This window comes from Pseudomonas sp. GW821-FHT05D12 (genome assembly GCF_059419825.1).
In genome coordinates this window covers 52,432-71,158 of sequence record NZ_JBWKSN010000011.1, presented here as the reverse complement: position 1 = coordinate 71,158, position 18,727 = coordinate 52,432, and the positions used below count along the sequence as shown (strand labels likewise).

The following is an 18,727-nucleotide window of genomic DNA, read 5'->3' as shown; positions in this document are numbered from 1 at the left end:
TTCGCGAAAGCCATGTGTCAGAAGCACCTCAGGTGACTGACACAGCGCCTTCGCGAGCAAGCCCGCTGCCATATTAGACTTACGTGTGACTTATAAATACTGAATGGTCACGAATGGACCCTATGTGTCTCAAAAGTTGTTCAGTTACACTCGGAGCCTGTAAAACCGATCCTACCGAATTACTTTTAACGTTCTCACGAGGTTTGCCATGGCTGATTACAAAGCGCCGCTGCGTGATATGCGCTTCGTCCTCAACGAAGTTTTTGAGGTCGCCAAGACTTGGGCCCAATTGCCGGCATTGGCAGACACCGTTGACGCCGAAACCGTAGAGGCAATCCTCGAAGAAGCCGGCAAAGTCACCGCCAAATCCATCGCCCCGCTCAGTCGCGGTGGCGATGAGCAGGGTTGCCGTTGGGCGGACAGCGTAGTCACCACGCCGGATGGTTATCCACAGGCCTACAAAACCTACGCCGAAGGCGGTTGGGTGGGCGTAGGCGGTGATCCGATCTTCGGCGGCATGGGCATGCCCAAGGCGGTGTCGGCGCAGGTCGAAGAGATGATCAACTCCTCGAGCCTGGCATTCGGCCTGTACCCGATGCTGACGTCCGGCGCCTGTGTGTCGATCAACACCCATGCCAGCGAAGAACTCAAGGCAACCTACCTGCCGAAGATGTACTCCGGCGAGTGGGCCGGTTCCATGTGCCTGACCGAAGCACACGCCGGGACCGACCTGGGCATCATCCGCACCAAGGCCGAGCCTCAGGCGGACGGTTCCTACACGATCAGCGGGACCAAGATCTTCATCACCGGTGGCGAACACGACCTCACTGAAAACATCATCCATCTGGTGCTGGCCAAACTGCCGGACGCGCCGGCCGGTCCCAAGGGCATCTCGCTGTTCCTGGTGCCGAAATTCATGGTCAATGCCGACGGCAGCCTGGGCGCGCGCAACCCGGTGACCTGTGGCTCCATTGAACACAAGATGGGCATCCAGGCCTCCGCCACCTGTGTGATGAACTTCGACGCAGCCGTGGGTTACCTGGTGGGCGAGCCTAACCGTGGGCTGGCGGCGATGTTCACGATGATGAACTACGAGCGTCTGGGGGTGGGTATCCAGGGCCTGGCGTCGGGCGAGCGCTCCTACCAGAACGCGATTGAATACGCGCGCGACCGTTTGCAAAGTCGTGCGCCGACTGGCGCCCAGGCCAAGGACAAAGTGGCCGACCCGATCATCGTCCACCCGGACGTGCGTCGCATGCTGCTGACCATGAAAGCCGCCAACGAAGGCGGCCGGGCGTTTTCCACCTACGTGGCGACGCAACTGGACATCGCCAAGTTCAGCGAAGACGCGGCAGCGCGCGAGCGTGCCGATAACCTGGTGGCGTTGCTGACGCCGGTGGCCAAGGCGTTCCTCAGCGACCTCGGCCTGGAAACCACCGTGCTTGGCCAGCAGGTGTTCGGTGGCCACGGTTACATCCGTGAGTGGGGCCAGGAGCAGCTGGTGCGTGATGTACGCATCACGCAGATCTACGAAGGCACCAACGGCATCCAGGCGCTGGACTTGATGGGGCGCAAGATCGTCGGCAGCGGCGGCGCGTTCTACCGGTTGTTCGCTGATGAAATCCGCCAGTTCATCACCACGGCGGGCGCTGAGTTGGGTGAGTTCACCCGTCCGCTCAGCGCAGCGCTGGATAACCTGGATGAATTGACCGCCTGGGTGCTGGATCGCGCCAAGGCCAACCCGAATGAAATCGGCGCGGCATCGGTGGAGTACCTGCACGCCTTTGGCTACCTGGCGTATGCCTATATGTGGGCGCGCATGGCCAAGGCGGCGTTGGGCAAGGAGGCTGAGGAAGATTTCTACGCCAGCAAACTGGGGACCGCGCGCTTCTACTTCGCCCGCCTGCTGCCACGTATTCATTCACTGAGTGCGTCGGTCAAAGCCGGCAGCGAATCGCTGTTCCTGCTGGATGAAGCCCTGTTCTAACGGCGTGGAGGTCGTGTAAGCATTCTCTTACATGACGTACTGCTATTCGTCCTCTATCGCCAAATTGGATCCACGGATAATCTACTTCACATGGACGTCGCGCAGGAAGCGCAAAGCAACAACACGGACACGTAGGATTCTGCCAGGACGGCGGAGTGAAATGGATGTCAGGGAAACAGTCTGCAAAGCCCCGCTTCGGCGGGGTTTTCTTTTGCCCGCGAAAAAGTCCGGACCGCCCACTTCACGGCTGTACCGGCGGGGCGTTCATCACGTCTTCCAGCAGCGTGCGCAGCAATGCCACCGTCGCCTGCTGGCGCTGCACATCGCGGCACACCAAACCTACCTTCAATGGCACCCTGGGTTCACTCAAGGGTTTCCACAGCAATGCCTTGCTGTTGTGCTCGTCCTGCGAGCGCCCCGGTAGCACGGTGGCCAGCTTGGTATGTGGCAGGCTGTCGAGAATTCCCACCATGGTATTCAGTTCGGCCTGTACCTGCGGCCGGCGCCCGAGGTTGGACAACTGGCCCTGCCAGATCTGCCGCACCTGGAATTCTTCGCCCAGCAGCAACATCGGCAACTCGGCCGCCTGTTTCAGCGAGACTTTCTTGAATTCCCGCAAGGGGTGGTCTTCAGGGATGACGACCTTCAACTCATCTTCATACAGCAGCACGCCGTGCAGGCCTGGCTGGCGCGGCGGCAGGTAGCTGATGCCGATGTCCAGCGAGCCGTTGAGCAGGCGGCGCTCGATCTCCAGCCCGGTCAATTCGTAGATCTGCACCACAAGGTGCGGCTGGGCCTTGCGCACGCGTTCAAGCATTTGCGGGACCAGGCTGGTGTGCACGGTTTGCAGCACGCCGATGGCCAAGGTGCGCATGGCCTGGCCCTTGAAGTTGCGCAAGGCTTCGACGGCCTGCTGCATGCCATCGATCAGCGGCAGGGCGTGGTTGTACAGGGTGTGGGCGGCGAGGGTCGGCAGCAGGCGCTTGCTGCTGCGCTCGAACAGGCTCACATCGAGGTTCTGCTCCAGCTGGCGAATCTGTTGCGACAACGCCGGTTGTGAGATCGACAGGCGTTCAGCCGCGCGGCCTACGTGGCCTTCTTCATACACCGCGACGAAATAACGCAGTTGCTTGAAATCCATAAGTCTTTCTTATCGAAAAAGCTGGAAAATCGAAATGGCCGTTGGCCCCCGAGACGCCTAGTCTAGCGCCTATTCGCAGGGCTTACAGGGCCGGATCGGGCAATGAACAGTGTTTATGTTGATGGTATTTACATAGGCAACGCAAAAAACCTCAAGGTCGTGAGTGCAGGGGTGACCCACCATGGTGTGCTTGCCATCGGGGGTGAAGTGTGAACCTGTTCAATATGCGCCGCCCTGTGCCGAGTCTCGACGACCTGATCGAGGACGCCTCCCACCACGACCTGTCCAGTGACTGCCTGATGCCCACCGTCGCGCGGCCTGCCCAGGTCTTCGTACGCGGCCAGGGCTCATGGCTGTGGGACAGCGACGACCGGGCTTACCTGGATTTCAGCCAGGGCAATGCCGCCAACAGCCTCGGCCACAGCCCGCAGGTGCTGATCAAAGCCTTGGCCGACCAGACCCAGGCACTGATCAATCCCGGTATCGGCTTGCATAACCGTGCCCAACTCAACCTTGTCGACCGCCTGTGCCACCGCACCGGCAGCGACCAGGCGTACCTGCTCAACAGCGGCGCGGAGGCCTGCGAAGCGGCGATCAAGCTGGCGCGCAAATGGGGCCAACTGCACCGGGGTGGCGCCTACCGCATCATCAGCGCCAGCAGTGGTTGCCATGGCCGCAGTTTTGCCGCGATGGCTGCCTCGTCGAATGCCGGTGAAAACCGCTTTGAACCGCAACTGCCTGGCTTCAGCCATGTGCCCTTTAACGATCTGCCGGCGCTGCATGCCGCCGTCGATGCGCAAACCGTTGCGATCATGCTGGAACCGATCCAGAGCGAAGCCGGCGTGATCCCTGCGACCGAGCACTACCTCAAAGGCGTCGAGCGCCTGTGCCGGGAACTGGGGATCCTGCTGATCCTCGATGAAGTCCAGACCGGCCTCGGCCGTTGCGGCGCCTTGCTCGCCGAACAGCAGTACGGCGTGCGCGCCGACATCCTCACCCTCGGCAAAGGCCTGGGCGGCGGCGTCCCGTTGGCGGCACTACTGGCGCGTGGCAAAGCCTGTTGCTTTGCGGCGGGCGAGTTGGAAGGCACCCATCATGGCAATGCGCTGATGGCCTCGGCCGGGCTGGCGGTACTCGATACGGTGCTGGGGCACGGTTTTCTTGAACAGGTGCGTGAGTCGGGTTGCTACCTGGGCGAAGGCCTTGCCCGCCTGGCCTATCGCTACGACCATGGCCAACTGCGTGGCCACGGCCTGATCTGGGGACTGACCTTGTCGGATGATTCTGCCGAGGCGGTGGTAAAAGCCGCACTGCATGAAGGCCTGATCCTAAACGCGCCACAATCCAACTGCCTGCGTTTCACCCCGGCCCTGACGGTGAGCAAGAGCAACATCGACGAAATGCTCCTGCGCCTGGCCCGTGCCTTCTCCCGCGTGCGCACAGCCCAACTGCAATGCCGCAAGGGCATCGCCGTCTAAATCCTGATTCTCGAACCGTCTCGCGGCATACGCGGCGCCTCCAGCCTGATTCTTTTGGCTGGGGGCGTTTTTTTGTCGGTGAAATTTTTGGATTGAAAAGGTTGATTGAGCGTCAGTGAAAACAATGGCTTTTTAGCGGACGTCGGCAAGGAATGCCGACCGGGCACTCATCAAGCAGCTTCGTGAAAGCAGTCATGTGAGCCAACCAGTTTTCGCCCGCTACCTGAACACCAGCGCCTCCACGGTGAAAAAATGGGAGTCCGGCGAGAAACAACGCAGCGGCATGGCGCTAAAGCTGCTGAGCATCGTGCGAAAACACGGGTTGCAGATCCTGACCTGAAGGATGGCCCAGTGCCAGATCCCACTGAACCCTCACGAACGCCCAAGGTCGATTAGCTAGACGGCTCACACGAGCCGATTTTCTGGAGCTGATCCCATGGATTTCATTCGTATCATCATCGCCATTCTGTTGCCGCCACTGGGTGTGTTCCTGCAAGTAGGTTTCGCCGGCGCGTTCTGGTTGAACATCCTGCTGACCCTGTGCGGCTACATTCCCGGCATCGTGCACGCGGTGTACATCATCGCCAAGCGCTGAGGCCGTCAGCCTTTTGCGATGAGCCTTGAGTTGCGCTCATTGCGAAAGGCCAGTTGCTCGATGGTCTGGGTGGCATGTTCGGCTTCTTCCCGCGCTTGCAGGATGATGCCGTGCTGCTCGGACTTGCTGCATACCGGGTCGGCGTTGCTCGCATCCCCCGTGAGCATGAAGGCCTGGCAGCGGCAGCCACCGAAGTCCTTCTCTTTTTCGTCGCATGAGCGGCACGGCTCGGGCATCCAGTCGTAGCCGCGAAAGCGGTTGAAACCGAACGAGTCGTACCAGATGTGCTGCATGCTGTGGTCACGCACATTCGGAAATTGCACCGGCATCTGTCGGGCACCGTGACAGGGCAGGGCAGTGCCGTCCGGTGTCACGGTCAGGAAGATGCTGCCCCAGCCGTTCATGCAGGCTTTCGGGCGTTCCTCGTAGTAATCCGGCGTCACGAATATCAGCTTGCACGGGTGGCCTTCGGCTTCCAGTTTGGCGCGGTATTCGTTGGTGATGCGTTCGGCACGCACCAGTTGCTCACGGGTCGGCAACAAGCCCACACGATTGAGTTGCGCCCAGCCGTAGAACTGGCAGGTGGCGAGCTCGACGAAGTCCGCCTCCAGCGCAATGCACAGCTCGATGATGCGGTCGATCTTGTCGATGTTGTGCCGATGGGTGACGAAGTTCAGCACCATCGGGTAGCCGTGCGCCTTGACCGCGCGGGCCATTTCGAGTTTTTGCGCGAAGGCTTTTTTCGAACCGGCCAGCAGGTTGTTCACCTGTTCGTCGCTGGCCTGGAAGCTGATCTGGATATGGTCCAGGCCGGCCTTCTTGAAGTCGCTGATCTTCTGCTCGGTGAGGCCAATGCCGGAGGTAATCAGGTTGGTGTAGAAGCCCAGCCTGCGTGCTTCTGCAATCAACTCGGCGAGGTCCTGGCGCACCAACGGCTCGCCGCCGGAAAAGCCCAGCTGCGCGGCCCCCATCTCACGCGCCTCGCGAAATACCTTGAACCACTGTTCGGTACTCAGCTCCTTGCCCTGCTCGGCGAAATCCAGCGGGTTGGAGCAATACGGGCACTGCAACGGGCAGCGGTAAGTCAGCTCGGCCAGCAGCCATAATGGCAAGCCAATGGGCGGCTGCTCAGGCAAGGGTGATCCAGTGCTCAGCACGGGCGACCTCCATGAACTGCTCGATGTCTTCACCCAGCTCCGGTACGCCGGGGAATTGCCGCTCAAGTTCGGTGATGATCGCGGCGACATCACGATCGCCGTCGATCAGGCCACCGATCAGCGCGGCGCTGTCGTTGAGCTTGATCATGCCCTCGGGATAGAGCAACACATGGCCTTTCTGCGCCGGTTCATACTGGTAGCGATAGCCCTGGCGCCAGGTCGGTTTTCTGCTGCGATCGAAGCTCATAGGGTGATCCCTTTATGCCAGACCCGCTGCTCGGTCACGCTGTGATACGGCGGGCGTTTCAATTCATAGGCCATGCTCATGGCATCCAGCATGCTCCACAGAATGTCGAGTTTGAACTGGAGAATTTCCAGCATGCGTTCCTGGCCCTCGCGGGTGGTGTAGTGCTGCAGCGTGATCGCCAGGCCATGCTCGACATCACGCCGAGCCTGCCCGAGGCGGGTGCGGAAGTACTCATAGCCGGCGGGGTCGATCCACGGGTAATGCTGCGGCCAGCTGTCGAGGCGCGATTGGTGGATCTGCGGCGCGAACAGTTCGGTCAGCGAGCTGCTGGCGGCTTCCTGCCAACTGGCGCGGCGCGCAAAGTTGACGTAGGCATCCACCGCAAACCGTACGCCGGGCAGCACCAGTTCCTGGGAGCGCAGCTGGTCCGGGTCAAGGCCGACGGCTTGGCCCAGGCGCAGCCAGGCTTCGATGCCGCCGTCTTCGCCGGGCGCGCCGTCGTGGTCGAGCAAGCGCTGGATCCACTCGCGGCGGATCTCGCGGTCCGGGCAGTTGGCCAGGATCGCGGCGTCTTTCAACGGAATGTTCACCTGATAGTAGAAGCGGTTGGCGACCCAACCCTGGATCTGCTCGCGCGTGGCACGGCCTTCGTACATCGCCACATGGTAGGGGTGATGGATGTGATAGAAGGCGCCCTTGGCGCGCAACGCGGCTTCGAATTCGGCTGTGGTCAGCGGTGTGTCAGTCATTTCGATCACTCCTACAATTCAATGCTCATGCCGTCGTAAGCCACTTCGACATTGCGTCGCCCCAGCTCGGCACGCTCGGGGGAGTCTTCATCGAGGATCGGGTTGGTGTTGTTGATATGGATCAGCACCTTGCGCTGCTTCGGCAGCTGTTCCAGCACCTCCAGCATGCCGCCGGGGCCGTTTTGTGCCAGGTGCCCCATCTCGCGGCCGGTGCGGGTGCCGACGCCACGGCGCTGCATTTCGTCGTCGTCCCACATTGTGCCGTCCACCAGCAGGCAATCGCTGCCAGCCATGATTTCCAGCAAGGGGGCGTCGACCTTGCCCAGGCCCGGGGCGTAGAACAGTTTGCCGCCGGTGCGCAGGTCTTCGACGATCAGGCCGATGTTGTCGCCTGGGTGCGGATCGAAGCGGTGCGGCGAATAAGGTGGCGCGGCGCTGCGCAACGGCAGGGGAGTGAAGCGCAGGTTGGGGCAGGCCGGGATGGTGAAACTGGCGTCCAGTTCGATACGGTTCCAGGCCAGGCCACCGTTCCAATGGGTGAGCATGGTGAACAACGGGAAGCCGGTGCTCAGGTCTTCATGGACCATGTCGGTGCACCACACCTGATGTGGGCAACCTTCGCGCAGGCTCAGCAGGCCGGTGGTGTGGTCGATCTGGCTGTCCATCAGGATGATTGCGCTGATGCCGGTGTCGCGCAGGGCGCGGCCGGGTTGCATCGGCGCAAAGCCCTGGAGTTGCGCGCGGATATCGGGCGAGGCATTGCACAACACCCAGTTCACGCCGTCGTCGGAAATCGCGATGGACGACTGGGTGCGCGCCTGCGCCCGCAGGCTGCCGTCACGAAAACCCGCGCAGTTCACGCAGTTGCAGTTCCACTGCGGGAAGCCACCGCCGGCGGCGGAACCTAGAATCTGGACAAACATGGCCGCTCCATCAAGCAAAGCTCAAAACAAAAACGCCCCGGGCGAACCGAGGCGTTGTATTACCCAGCGGATTAACGGCTGGCGAAGTACATGGTGACTTCGAAACCGATGCGCAGATCAGTGTAAGCAGGTTTGGACCAGGTCATATTCTTACTCCTACGAAGGGATGGGACATTCACTACCAAGTAATACATATAGTCCACCTCCAGTCGGAGATGTTCAGAGGTGTGCGTATGAATGTTACGCAATTCTTTTCAAGTTAGCGCTGTCTCGGTAACAAAAGCCTTTTGCAAGGGCGGCAATGATCAGCCGGGCATTTGCCAGGCATCGTTGATGCGCGGGCCGTTGGCGATGCAGCGCCAGCCGCCTGCAGCAGCCTCGAGCTGTCGGGCGGCGTGCAGCAGGTCTTCGCGGGTGCAGGCCTGGATCGCTTGTTGGAGGCGCGTGAGGTAATCCGACGGATGGCCCGCCAAATCCGCCTGCCAGAGCAGTTCGGCGGCGTGGGCGATGGGCAGCGCCTGGACCGTGAATTGTTGCGCCAGGGCCTGGTTATCCAGCGAGCGGCTGTCGATCAGCGCAGGCAACTGCGCCAGGAAAGCCTGCAGATGCTCAAGGATCCCTTCAAGTGAAACGCTGGGGGATTGCACGCCAAACAGCAGTCCGATTTGCCCGTTGATTTGTCGGACGCTGCTGAACACGGCGTAGCCTAACTGCAGCTCGACCCGCAGACGTTGGTAGAAGGGGCCCTGGAGCAAATGCCCGAGCAATCGTAACGCGGCTTCGTCCGTCAGGGACTGGGTCGGCGCAGGGCAAAACAGCAGCAACGCCGCCTCTGCGGAGTCGGTGTTCAGTTGATGCCAGAGATGTTGGCCGCTGATGCTGGTGCACGTGGATTCCAGTCGCACTGCGTGCCCGGGCAAGCGCGCGGCCGCAGCCTTGATCGCCACTTCAGAGGCGGGTGACAAACCAACGCCAAGCCCTTGCCAACGTGCGGTGGCCCAGGACATGGGTTGCTCGCTGGAGACGCTGACGCCGGCGGTGCAACAGGCAGGGAGCGCCTTGAGCAATGCCCGGATCGCCAGCATCGGTGTCGGGGCGCTGGGCGTCTCTTGCGGTTGATTCAAGTCGAGCGCCAGCGCCTCGAGTATCGCTGGCATCGGCTCTTGCAGCCCGATCAGCTTCACCAGCCAGTCATTGCCGACAGTTTCGAAAGACATTTCAACACCTGCCTGACGAGCATTCTCGCGCAGTGCCTGCAAGGTGCTATCCAGCCCGGCGGGTACGGCGGCCTCAAACCGCCAGTGCAGGTAGAGCGCGCCCTCATCGCTGTCATTCGCCAACCCTTGGCTGAATGTCAGTGCCGACAGCTCTCGCCGCCCCCGCGAACGGTCTTGGGCAAAGGTGCGCAAGCCCCGGTGGGCGCTGGTTTGGCCACGAATCAGGCCGGCGCGCTCGTCCTTGACGGGTGGGCGCAGGAACAGATTGTTGGGCGGCAGTTGCCAGGCCTGTTCGCAGGACGGTAGGTGCAGGGTCTCCAGCAGGGTCTTGAGGGCCGCGACGTCCTCATCCGTCAGGCCTTCGCTGTCGTGCCGGGCCAGGGCCAGTGCGCCTTGCACCTGCTGTTGGCGCGCCGCCAGCAGGTCGAATTCTTCTCGCAGTGAAGCCCAGTCGCTGTGTGCGAAAAAGCTCAGCCAGTCGTAAAGCAATGCCTCGACGTGTGTCGCCGAAGCGCTTTGGTTCGCGAGCGTGAAGTCGATATCCAGCACTGCTTGTCCGGCGAAGTGGTAAAGCACCGACGCCTGCACTGCGCTGGCGAGTTTTCTTGCCTTCAGTTCCGCCAACAGGCCGCCTGGTGCCGAGGCGTTTAGCCAGGTGCAGAGAAAATCCAGTGCTTCGCGGGGAACCCTGCAGGTAATGACCTGGTGCAGGTGGTTATCGGCGACATGTTGATAACTCGGTGCCTGGCCTTGCGCCAATGGCGGCGGCTCGACTTGGGGCTGCAAAGGCCCCGAGGTCAGGGCTGCGCTGAACTGCTGCGCCAAGGCTTGCAAGTCTGCCAGCGACTGGGGGCCGGCAAGGCTCAACGTCATCTGCCCGCTGCGATAGAACCCTTGGTGGAATGCCCGCAACGCTTGCTGAAAAGCCTCACGCTCCACCGGCAGGCTGTCGCGGTTACCTGCATGAAAACCCCGCAACGGATGATCCGCCGCCAGGCCTGCCAGCAACGCAACCTGCTGTTGCGCCTGGGCATCCTGGGACCAGGCCACATACTCGGCGTGCAGGACTTCGCGCTCACGCAACTGGTCTTCGACCGTCAGGCGCGGGTGAGTCAGCATGTCTGCCAGCCGCTCCAAACCTTGCGCCAAGCTCGCCACCGGCAACTCGAAGAAGAACTCCGTGGTGCGCTCGCGCGTGCTGGCATTGATTTGGCCACCCTGGCGTTGCACGTAGGCCATCAAGCCTTCGCCCGTGGGAAAACGCACAGTACCGAGAAACAACAGGTGCTCCAGAAAATGCGCCAGCCCCGGCCACGCCAGCGGCACATCATGGCTGCCGGCAGCCACCCGCAAGACCGCCGCACTGCGTTTCAAGCGCGGCGCATGGTGCAGGGAAACCCGCAGGCCGTTGGCCAGGGTCAGGTGTTGGCGATGGGGGTGGGCCGGCGCAGGCATGGGCACTTCCGAAACAAGAGAGGTGCCTATGCTAGCAAACCCGCAGGATCAGGGCTTGTGCAGTGCGCCGTACAGTTCGGGGCGGCGGTCTTGCAGGTAGTGATTGGCGGCGCGCGCGTCGCGGATCGATTGGTGATCCAGCGTGCCGACAATCAAGGCTTCATCCAGGCCGGCCTGGGCGATGCGCTGGCCGTCCGGCGCGGCGATGCTGCTTTGCCCACAGTACTGAATCTCGCCTTCATGCCCACAGTAATTGGCGTAGGCCACGTAGCACTGGTTCTCGAAGGCGCGTGCCCGCACCGTCACGTCGGCAACAAAGTCGAACGGCACCATATTGGCCGTGGGTACCAGGATCAGCTCGGCTCCGGCGAGAGCCAGGCGGCGGGTGTTTTCCGGGAACTCCAGGTCGTAGCAGATCAGGACGCCGAGCTTCCAGCCGTTGAGCTCCACCAGCGGCCAATCATCGCCGCCGGCACTGAACATCGAGTGGTCCAGGTCGCCAAACAGGTGGGTCTTGCGGTAGTTGCACAAGCGCTGGCCGTGGGCGTCGATCAATTGCACGGCGTTGTAGATCTGTCCGTCTTCGGCGCGTTCCGGGTAGCCGTACAGAATCGCCAGGCCAGCGCTTTGCGCCATTTCGGCAATTGCTTGAGCCGATGGCCCATCCTGCGCTTCGGCCAGGGCGCCAACCGCCTCGGCGCCGATGTTGTAGCCGCTGAGAAACATCTCCGGCAGCACCAGCACATCGGCAGCCGAAGCTTCATGCGCCAGTTGGTGCAGACGCTTGAGGTTGCCGGCCACATCCAGCGGCAACGGCGGGCATTGGTACAGGGCGACACGCATTCTCAACTCCTTAGTCCGCCAGGGCGATCGGCCCGATCTCGTCGAATACATCACCCGGCCCGGGATTCTCGGGGTGAGTGCTGCCGCCAAAGTGGGTCATGATGCCCCACACCGCGTTCAGCGAGGTCTGTACCGCGCCCTCGACCCAGGCAGGGGTCCAGGACACGTCATCGCCGGCGATAAAAATCCCACGTTGTTCAGCGGGCATGTCCTTCTGCATGAAGTGCGCATACATCCGCTGGTTGTAGCGATAGTGACCCGGCAGCGCGCCCTTGAAGGCCCCGAGAAAGTGCGGGTCGGCTTCCCAGGACACTGTGATCGGATCGCCGATGATGCGTGCCTTGATGTCGACGTTCGGGTAGATCTTTTTCAGCGCGTCGAGGGCCAGCTTCACGCGTTTATCGATAGGCTGCGGCAGCATTTTCAACGCGTCGCTCATCCATGAGTACGACAGGCAGATCACCCCGGGTTTGTCGTCGCCGTTGTCGAACAGATAGGTGCCACGGGTCAGGCGATCGGTGAGGGTCATGCTCATCAGGTCGCGGCCGGTTTCCGGGTCTTTGTCTTTCCAGAACGGGCGGTCGACCATCACGAAGGTTTTCGACGATTGCATGTAGCGCGTGCGGTCGAGGGCCATCCACATTTTTTGCGAGAACAGGGTTTCATCGCACTCGATCTGGGTGGTCAGCAGCCAGCTTTGGCAGGTGGTAAGCACGGCGGCGTATTCGCGCGTGTCGCCGTAGTTGTCGGTGACGGCAAAGCGGCCATCGGCAGCGTGGGCGATGCGCTTGACCCCGGCGCGCGGCGCGCCGCGGTGCAACGAGCTGAGGCTGGTGCCGGCCGGCCAGTGGGCGCAACGCTCCGGTACGTGACGCCAGATGCCCATCGGCACCTGGGCCACGCCGCCGACCACCAGGTGCTGGTGGTCGTCGCAGTTGGTCATGACCACGCGGAAGATTTCCAGCATCGAGTTGGGGAAGTCAGAGTCCCAGCCGCCGGTGCCGAAACCGACCTGGCCGAACACTTCGCGGTGCAGGAACGAGAGCTTGGCGAATGCCTTGGAGGTGGCGACGAAGTCGTAGAAAGTGCGGTCGTCCCACAGTGGCACCAGCTTGTTCCACAGCGCTTTGAGGCGAGGCACGTCACGGTCGCGGATCGCCTGCTGGATATCGCCGAACTGCGAGCCGGCTTCCAGGGCATCCGCCCACGCATCGGCGACTTCCTGGAACAGTACCGGCAAGTCTGAGAGCTTTTGGGCGTAATGGGTCTGGCCTTCGAGGTCGATCACCGTGCTGCCGGACGCCGGCGTCAGCGGGTTGGGGAAGGGTTTGGTCTCCAGGCCCAGCTTGTCGACATAGTGATAAAACGCGGTGGACGACACCGGGAAGCGCATGCCGCCCAGCTCGGCGATGATGCCTTCGGCGCCTTCGAAGGCCTGGGAGCGCAGGCGGCCGCCCATCTTCGAGGCTTCGTACACCACCGGCTTGAGGCCCAGTTTCATCAGCTCGTAGGCGGCGACCAGGCCGGCGATCCCGGCCCCGACGATCGCCACTTCGGCGCCATGGTTGGCGGCGGGAATGCTGCCCAGCCCGGCCGGGTGTTCGATCCAGTCATCGAAGGCAAACGGAAAGTCCGGGCCGAAGATGGTGATGGGTTTCTTGCCGTCTGCGGGGTGACGATTGGTCTTGCTGATGGTGCTGGACGGAATGCTCATGGCTGACCCTTGCTGACGACTCGGCAGGACGTGACCCGCTGAGTATAGGAAAAGATGGCAGCCAGTTTAGGGAGCGTTGCGCTCGTTAATAAGACGCAATGTGTCGTCGGAATGAATTGGTTTCAGTCAATATGACGAGGTTGCTGGTCAAATTGGTTGGCCGCGGTCCAATTTGTTACTGAGGATGATCGAGGTGGTGGTTTTTTCCACACCGTCGACACTGCCGATCTGGTCCAGCAGTTGGTCCAGTTGCTCCGGCGAATCGGTGCGCAGCCAGGCAACGTAATCGAACTCACCACTCACTGCACACAGCTGCTGCACCTGGGCCATGGCACTCAACTTGCGCAGCACCTCCTTGCCCGAGCGCGCCTGTACAGTGATCCCGACATAAGCCTGCAAACCGCCATCCACGACACGCTGTCCCAGGCGCACGCCGTAACCGGTGATCACCTGGGTTTTCTCCAGCCGTGCCAGGCGCGACGTCACCGTGGTACGCGCGATGCCCAGCTGCCGAGCGAGCATGGCCACGCTTTCACGCGCGTTGATCTGCAGGGCGGCGATCAGTTGACGATCGATTTCATCGAGGACGGGCAAGGGCAAAGCTCCAGAGCGGACGGCAATGGAGTGGCATGTTACAGGCTTGCGTCCTGGAACCGCACGTTCGGTTCCAGGCTGCGCTCAGCTCGCGGCGGGCGCCTTGCACACCTTCGCCGCGACGGGGTCGTCGGGCACAAACGAATCGACTGCGCCGGGCTTCAACACCACGTAGCCACGCCGCCAAGGCTGGTCGTCGATGAGGTTCCAGCGATGGCCTGAGCCGGTGTTGTCTTCGGCGACCAGCACTTCACCGGGATGCAACGTGAACGTCTCGCCACCCCGCGTAGCGAACGCCAGGGTGCCGGACAGTGTCATCACGTATTGCGGCTCCGGGTCGTTATGCCAACCGTAAGCGGCATGCGCCGGGCTTTGCTTGAAGTGAATGGCGGTGACGTCATTGCGCATGTTCTGGTCGATGCTGCCGACCAGGACGTGCGACGCATTGTCCGCGCCCGTACACAGTTTGAACGCCTTGATCGTGGCCGGGGCGGGCGTTGCTGCATGCGCGCAGCTGAAGGTCGCAAGGGTGATGGCGAGAGCGCTGCCCAGGTTGAACAGGGGGCGGATGAGCGCGTGCGGCGAACGTGGGGCTTGAGGCATGGAGCCGGTTTCCTCGTACTGAAGTCGATATTGATCGCCGGCCATGGTCTGCGTCGCAGCTGGCGCGAACAATTAACAAATCTTTCATTGCCGAGGCCGAGCGCAGCAGCGCCCCGAATTTGCAGGCGCCAGAAACGACGAAAGCCGCGCAATGCGCGGCTTTCTTGTTTGGTGGGCCCACACGGACTTGAACCGTGGACCAAAGGATTATGAGTCCTCTGCTCTGACCAACTGAGCTATAGGCCCTAAACAGGTCGCGGATTATAACGATGGTTTCTCCGCTGTGCTATCCGAAAAGTCCTCAAGGTCCATACGAAGAAACGTCGCTGCAAAAAGCTCCGGCGGCAGGGGCAGGCTGACGATGTAGCCTTGCATCTGTTCACAGCCCTCGGCGGCGAGGAATGCCTGTTGCGCAGGGTTCTCCACACCTTCGGCGATGATGGTGAATTGCATGCTGTGGCCCAAGGCAATGATGGCGCGCACGATCGCGGCGTCGTGCGGGTCGTCGGGCAGGCCGCGGACGAAGGATTGGTCGATTTTCAGGAAATCCAGCGGCAGGCGCTTGAGGTAGCTGAGGGACGAGTAGCCGGTGCCGAAGTCATCGATTGCCAGCTGTACACCCAGGCGTTTGAGCTGGTGCAGGACTTCCAGCGCTTCTTCGGCCTGGCTCATGATGAAGTTTTCGGTGATCTCCAGTTGCAGGCAGCCGGGGTCGAGGCGGTAGTCATGCAGCAGCTGTTCGATGCGCCCCAGCAGGCCGGGGTGACGCAGTTGCGCGCCAGCGAGGTTGACCGACAGCGGGCCGAAATCATCGAAGGCGGATTGCCAGGCATGCATTTGCCGGCAGGCCTGCTCCAGCACCCAGTCGCCAATCTGCAGGATCATGCCGTTCTCTTCGGCCAGGGCAATGAAGTGTTCGGGCGGTACGTCGCCAAAGGTGGGGTGACGCCAGCGAATCAGTGCTTCGGCGCCGATCAGTTCGTGGGTTTCCAGGCTGAGTTTGGGTTGGTAATACAGGCTCAGCTCGTCGCGCTCAATGGCGCGGCGCAGTTCATGTTCCAGCGCCACGCGCTCGTTGGCCTGGGCGGTAAGGTCGCGGGTGTAGCTTTCGACGCGGTTACGGCCCTTGGCCTTGGAGCGGTACATCGCCGCGTCGGCGTTTTTGACCAAGGTGGCGACGTCGGTGCCATCCTGGGGATAGAGGCTGGTGCCAATGCTGGCGCTGATGAAAAACTCGTGTTCGCCGGCCTGGAAGGGCGGCGTGAAGCAGGCCAGCAGCTTGTTCGCCAGGTACTGGGCGTCGCTGGCATGTTGCAGGCCGGGGAGCAGGATGATGAATTCATCACCGCCCAGGCGCGCAACGGTGTCGATGTCGCGCAGTTGCTCCTTGAGGCGCACCGCGATGTCTTTGAGCAGCAAGTCGCCGATCGGATGGCCGAGGCTGTCGTTGATATGTTTGAAGCGGTCCAGGTCGAGAAACAGCACGGCACCCTGTTTGCCGGTTTCCTGATGGCCATTGAGGGCGGCCTGCAAGCGGCTCTCGAACAGGGTGCGGTTGGGCAGACCGGTCAGTGGATCGTGGTGCGCCTGGTAGTCGAGACGGGCCTGGGCCAGTTTGAGGCTGGAGATATCGGCAAAGACGGCGACGAAGTGCGTGATCATCTGGTCACGGTTGCGCACGGCGCTGATGGTCAGCCAGCTGGGGTACAGCTCGCCGTTCTTGCGCCGGTTGGAAATCTCGCCCTGCCAGTGCCCCTGGGCAGTCAATTGGTGCCACATCGCGGCGTAAAACGCGCTGTCATGCAGGCCGGAGGCGAGCAGGCGCGGTGTATTGCCCAGGGCTTCAGCCTCGCTGTATCCGGTGATTTCGCTGAAGGCGCGGTTGACGGCGCTGATGTTCTGCCGAATGTCGGTGATCAAGACGCCTTCGGCGGTGCTTTCAAACACCGTCGCGGCCTGTTGCAGTTTTTCCTGCATCAGCTGGCGTTCGGTAATGTCGCGGGCGATGGTCAGCATGCAATCTTCACCGGCAATCGGCAGCGGGCGGCTGGACACTTCACATAGCCGGATCTGCCCGTCGCTGCGACGGATATGGCAGATGAAGTCACGCACAAAACCATCGCGGTGCATCAACTCCAGCATGTGCTTGCGCTCGTTGAGGTCGACCCAGATGCCCAGGTCCAGGGTGGACTGGTCGAGGGAGGTGGCACTGTTGAAGCCGGTGATGCGGCTGAAACCATCGTTGACTTCAATCAGCAGGCCATCGCGTTGCCGGCTCAGCAGCAAGCCGTCAGGGGAGGCGTGGAAGGCTTTGGCGAACTTCTCCTCGGAGGTTTGCAGTTGTTGCTGGGTTTCCTTGAGTTGGGTGATGTCGCGCACCACCACCACTAAGGCTTCGGTGGTGTCGAGCTGGAACGGCTCGGCTGAAATCAGCCCGGTGAACGCCTGGCCGTTGCTGCGCCGGAAAGGCATTTCGAGGTTGCGGATACTGGTGGTTTGCACACGTTTCAGCAGGTCGGGGCCGATGCCCGGGATGCCCCAGATATTCAGGGACGTCGCAGTTTTGCCGAGCACTTCCTCGGCCGTCAGGCCAACCTGGTCCTCGAACGCTTTGTTGACCTCCAGCAGGCAGCCATCGGACAGCCGCGCGATCACCAGAATGTCCGGGCACTGCTGGAACACGGAGGCAAATTTCTGCTCGGACAGTTGCAGCGCCTCCTCGGTGCGCTTGGCTTCGCTGATGTCGATCATCAAGCCGCGCAGTACCGGTTCGTGGCCGTGTTCGATCAGGCTGACAATGTCGCGCACCCACAGGCAGCGACCGTCGGCAGTGATCACCCGGTAATCGACACTGTGATCGCGGCTGGCGCGGGTTTCGCGGTAGCAATAGGCTTCGGTCCGCGTCAGGTCGGCCGGGTGGATGATGTTGCGCCAGAAGCCTGGAATCAGCCAATGCGCGCGGGGATAGCCGAGCAATTCCTCGGCATGTGGTGAGACGTAGCTATAGGTGAAGTCGGTGACGCTGGCTTCCCAGGCAATGGCGGACAGGCTCTCCACCAGCCCGCGATAGTGATATTCGCTGCTGCGCAGTTCCTGTTCGAGGGCGACACGGCGGGAAATTTCCGAGCTGAGCCGGCGATTGATCCGAATCACGATGGCCAGGACGGTGCTCAGCAACAGCACCGCAGGCAGGCCGTACATCAGCAGATCGGTCCAGAATGTGCGGTGATCGGTAAAGCTGCCGACCCAATGTTGCTGGATCGCGTCGGTTTCCTGCGGGCTGAGGTCGGCCAGGACCTTGTCCAGGATGCCCACCAGCATTTTGTTGTCTCGTGGCACGCCCATCGCCAGTTGGTAGCGATAGGGGGTTTCGCCGCTGACGTACAAACCATCCAGTTTGAGCTGGCGCAGGCTCCAGACGCTGGAGGCCAGGTCGCCGACCACCGCATCCACCTCATCGGTAGCCAGGGCCTGTAACGTCGAGCTGACGTTTGGCATGGCCACCAAGTTGAGGTCGGGATGATGAGTGCGCAGCAGCTCATGGGGAGCGTAGTTCTCGACCACGGCAATCTTCAGGCCGTAGAGGTCCTTCAGGGTGCGGGGAGTGGCGCCGCCTTCATGGGCCAGGATGACGATAGGGAAGTCCAGGTATGGGCGCGTGAACGCCATGTAGCCCTGGCGCTCCGGCGTGGACATGATGCCTGGCAGCAGGTCGAGCTGGTTGTTGCGGGCCTGCTCCAGCACCGCGCTCCAGTTCACAGGCTCGATCAGCTTGACCCTCACGCCGAGGCGGTCCTGGATCAGGCGCACGTAATCCGCCGCCAGGCCTTGGTAGCGGCCGTTTTCGTCGCGGTATTCAAAAGGTGGCCACGACGCGTCCACCCCCAGGCGCAGCTCCTGATGGTCCGCCAGCCAGCCACGCTCATCATCAGTAAGAGTCAACGCGCCAGCCGTTGCGGTCCAGGTCAGCAGCGACAGCAGTAACACAGTCGGCAATCTGGGCATAACGGTCTCGTTATGGCAC

At 61.8% G+C, this 18,727-nt stretch carries 15 protein-coding genes, 1 tRNA gene and 1 pseudogene; 4 read left to right on the top strand and 13 right to left on the bottom strand.

Features of this window, described 5'->3' with window-relative positions; translation table 11 throughout:
- Positions 1–208 precede the first annotated feature (208 nt).
- Complete coding sequence (locus AC07SI_RS20670) at positions 209–1,987, top strand: acyl-CoA dehydrogenase C-terminal domain-containing protein (protein WP_120450198.1); 1,779 nt, start codon at positions 209–211, stop codon at positions 1,985–1,987.
- 241 nt (positions 1,988–2,228) lie between these two features.
- On the opposite strand, the gene AC07SI_RS20665 is transcribed toward AC07SI_RS20670, so the two are convergent.
- Positions 2,229–3,128, bottom strand: a complete 900-nt coding sequence (locus tag AC07SI_RS20665; protein WP_065904676.1) for a LysR family transcriptional regulator — start codon at positions 3,126–3,128, stop codon at positions 2,229–2,231.
- Between the two features lie 209 nt (positions 3,129–3,337).
- Here AC07SI_RS20665 and AC07SI_RS20660 point away from each other — a divergent pair, with 209 nt between their 5' ends.
- The 3 genes and pseudogenes from AC07SI_RS20660 (at position 3,338) to AC07SI_RS20650 (ending at position 5,201) form a co-directional block, all read left to right on the top strand.
- Positions 3,338–4,606: an aspartate aminotransferase family protein gene (locus AC07SI_RS20660; RefSeq protein WP_495006414.1), complete on the top strand. Its 1,269-nt coding sequence runs from the start codon at positions 3,338–3,340 to the stop codon at positions 4,604–4,606.
- A gap of 169 nt (positions 4,607–4,775) precedes the next feature.
- Positions 4,776–4,946, top strand: a pseudogene (locus AC07SI_RS20655) (helix-turn-helix domain-containing protein); the annotation flags it as partial.
- Between the two features lie 96 nt (positions 4,947–5,042).
- Positions 5,043–5,201, top strand: a complete 159-nt coding sequence (locus tag AC07SI_RS20650; RefSeq protein WP_007904205.1) for a YqaE/Pmp3 family membrane protein — start codon at positions 5,043–5,045, stop codon at positions 5,199–5,201.
- A gap of 5 nt (positions 5,202–5,206) precedes the next feature.
- On the opposite strand, the gene pqqE is transcribed toward AC07SI_RS20650, so the two are convergent.
- From pqqE to AC07SI_RS20590, 12 genes are all read right to left on the bottom strand, one after another.
- Positions 5,207–6,337 (bottom strand): pyrroloquinoline quinone biosynthesis protein PqqE, encoded by a 1,131-nt coding sequence (pqqE, locus tag AC07SI_RS20645; protein WP_495006472.1) that lies wholly within the window; start codon positions 6,335–6,337, stop codon positions 5,207–5,209.
- Positions 6,330–6,605, bottom strand: a complete 276-nt coding sequence (pqqD, locus tag AC07SI_RS20640) for a pyrroloquinoline quinone biosynthesis peptide chaperone PqqD (protein WP_106802467.1) — start codon at positions 6,603–6,605, stop codon at positions 6,330–6,332. The genes pqqE and pqqD overlap by 8 nt, the downstream gene beginning before the upstream one ends.
- A complete protein-coding gene (gene pqqC / locus AC07SI_RS20635) occupies positions 6,602–7,354 on the bottom strand; it encodes a pyrroloquinoline-quinone synthase PqqC (RefSeq protein ID WP_017138042.1) in 753 nt (250 codons plus the stop codon). Before pqqC ends, pqqD begins: the two co-directional genes overlap by 4 nt.
- 11 nt (positions 7,355–7,365) lie before the next feature.
- A complete protein-coding gene (gene pqqB, locus AC07SI_RS20630; protein WP_120450194.1) occupies positions 7,366–8,277 on the bottom strand; it encodes a pyrroloquinoline quinone biosynthesis protein PqqB in 912 nt (303 codons plus the stop codon).
- A gap of 71 nt (positions 8,278–8,348) precedes the next feature.
- Positions 8,349–8,423: a pyrroloquinoline quinone precursor peptide PqqA gene (gene pqqA, locus AC07SI_RS20625; protein ID WP_003194766.1), complete on the bottom strand. Its 75-nt coding sequence runs from the start codon at positions 8,421–8,423 to the stop codon at positions 8,349–8,351.
- A gap of 159 nt (positions 8,424–8,582) precedes the next feature.
- On the bottom strand, positions 8,583–10,949 hold the full coding sequence (pqqF, locus tag AC07SI_RS20620) for a pyrroloquinoline quinone biosynthesis protein PqqF (protein ID WP_495006413.1): 2,367 nt from the start codon (positions 10,947–10,949) through the stop codon (positions 8,583–8,585).
- A gap of 48 nt (positions 10,950–10,997) precedes the next feature.
- Positions 10,998–11,792 carry a carbon-nitrogen hydrolase family protein gene (locus AC07SI_RS20615; RefSeq protein WP_495006412.1) on the bottom strand — a complete coding sequence of 265 codons (795 nt, stop codon included), beginning with the start codon at positions 11,790–11,792 and terminating at the stop codon, positions 10,998–11,000.
- Between the two features lie 10 nt (positions 11,793–11,802).
- Positions 11,803–13,485, bottom strand: a complete 1,683-nt coding sequence (locus AC07SI_RS20610; RefSeq protein ID WP_065904799.1) for a flavin monoamine oxidase family protein — start codon at positions 13,483–13,485, stop codon at positions 11,803–11,805.
- Between the two features lie 168 nt (positions 13,486–13,653).
- Entirely contained in the window at positions 13,654–14,100 is a 447-nt protein-coding gene (locus tag AC07SI_RS20605) for an Lrp/AsnC family transcriptional regulator (protein ID WP_065904662.1), read from the bottom strand.
- 84 nt (positions 14,101–14,184) lie between these two features.
- On the bottom strand, positions 14,185–14,703 hold the full coding sequence (locus tag AC07SI_RS20600; protein ID WP_495006411.1) for a hypothetical protein: 519 nt from the start codon (positions 14,701–14,703) through the stop codon (positions 14,185–14,187).
- 169 nt (positions 14,704–14,872) lie between these two features.
- A tRNA-Ile gene (locus AC07SI_RS20595) sits at positions 14,873–14,949 on the bottom strand.
- 15 nt (positions 14,950–14,964) lie between these two features.
- The gene (locus AC07SI_RS20590; protein ID WP_282397591.1) at positions 14,965–18,708 is read right to left on the bottom strand and encodes an EAL domain-containing protein; all 3,744 of its coding nucleotides are present in this window, start codon (positions 18,706–18,708) and stop codon (positions 14,965–14,967) included.
- Between the last annotated feature and the right edge of the window lie 19 nt (positions 18,709–18,727).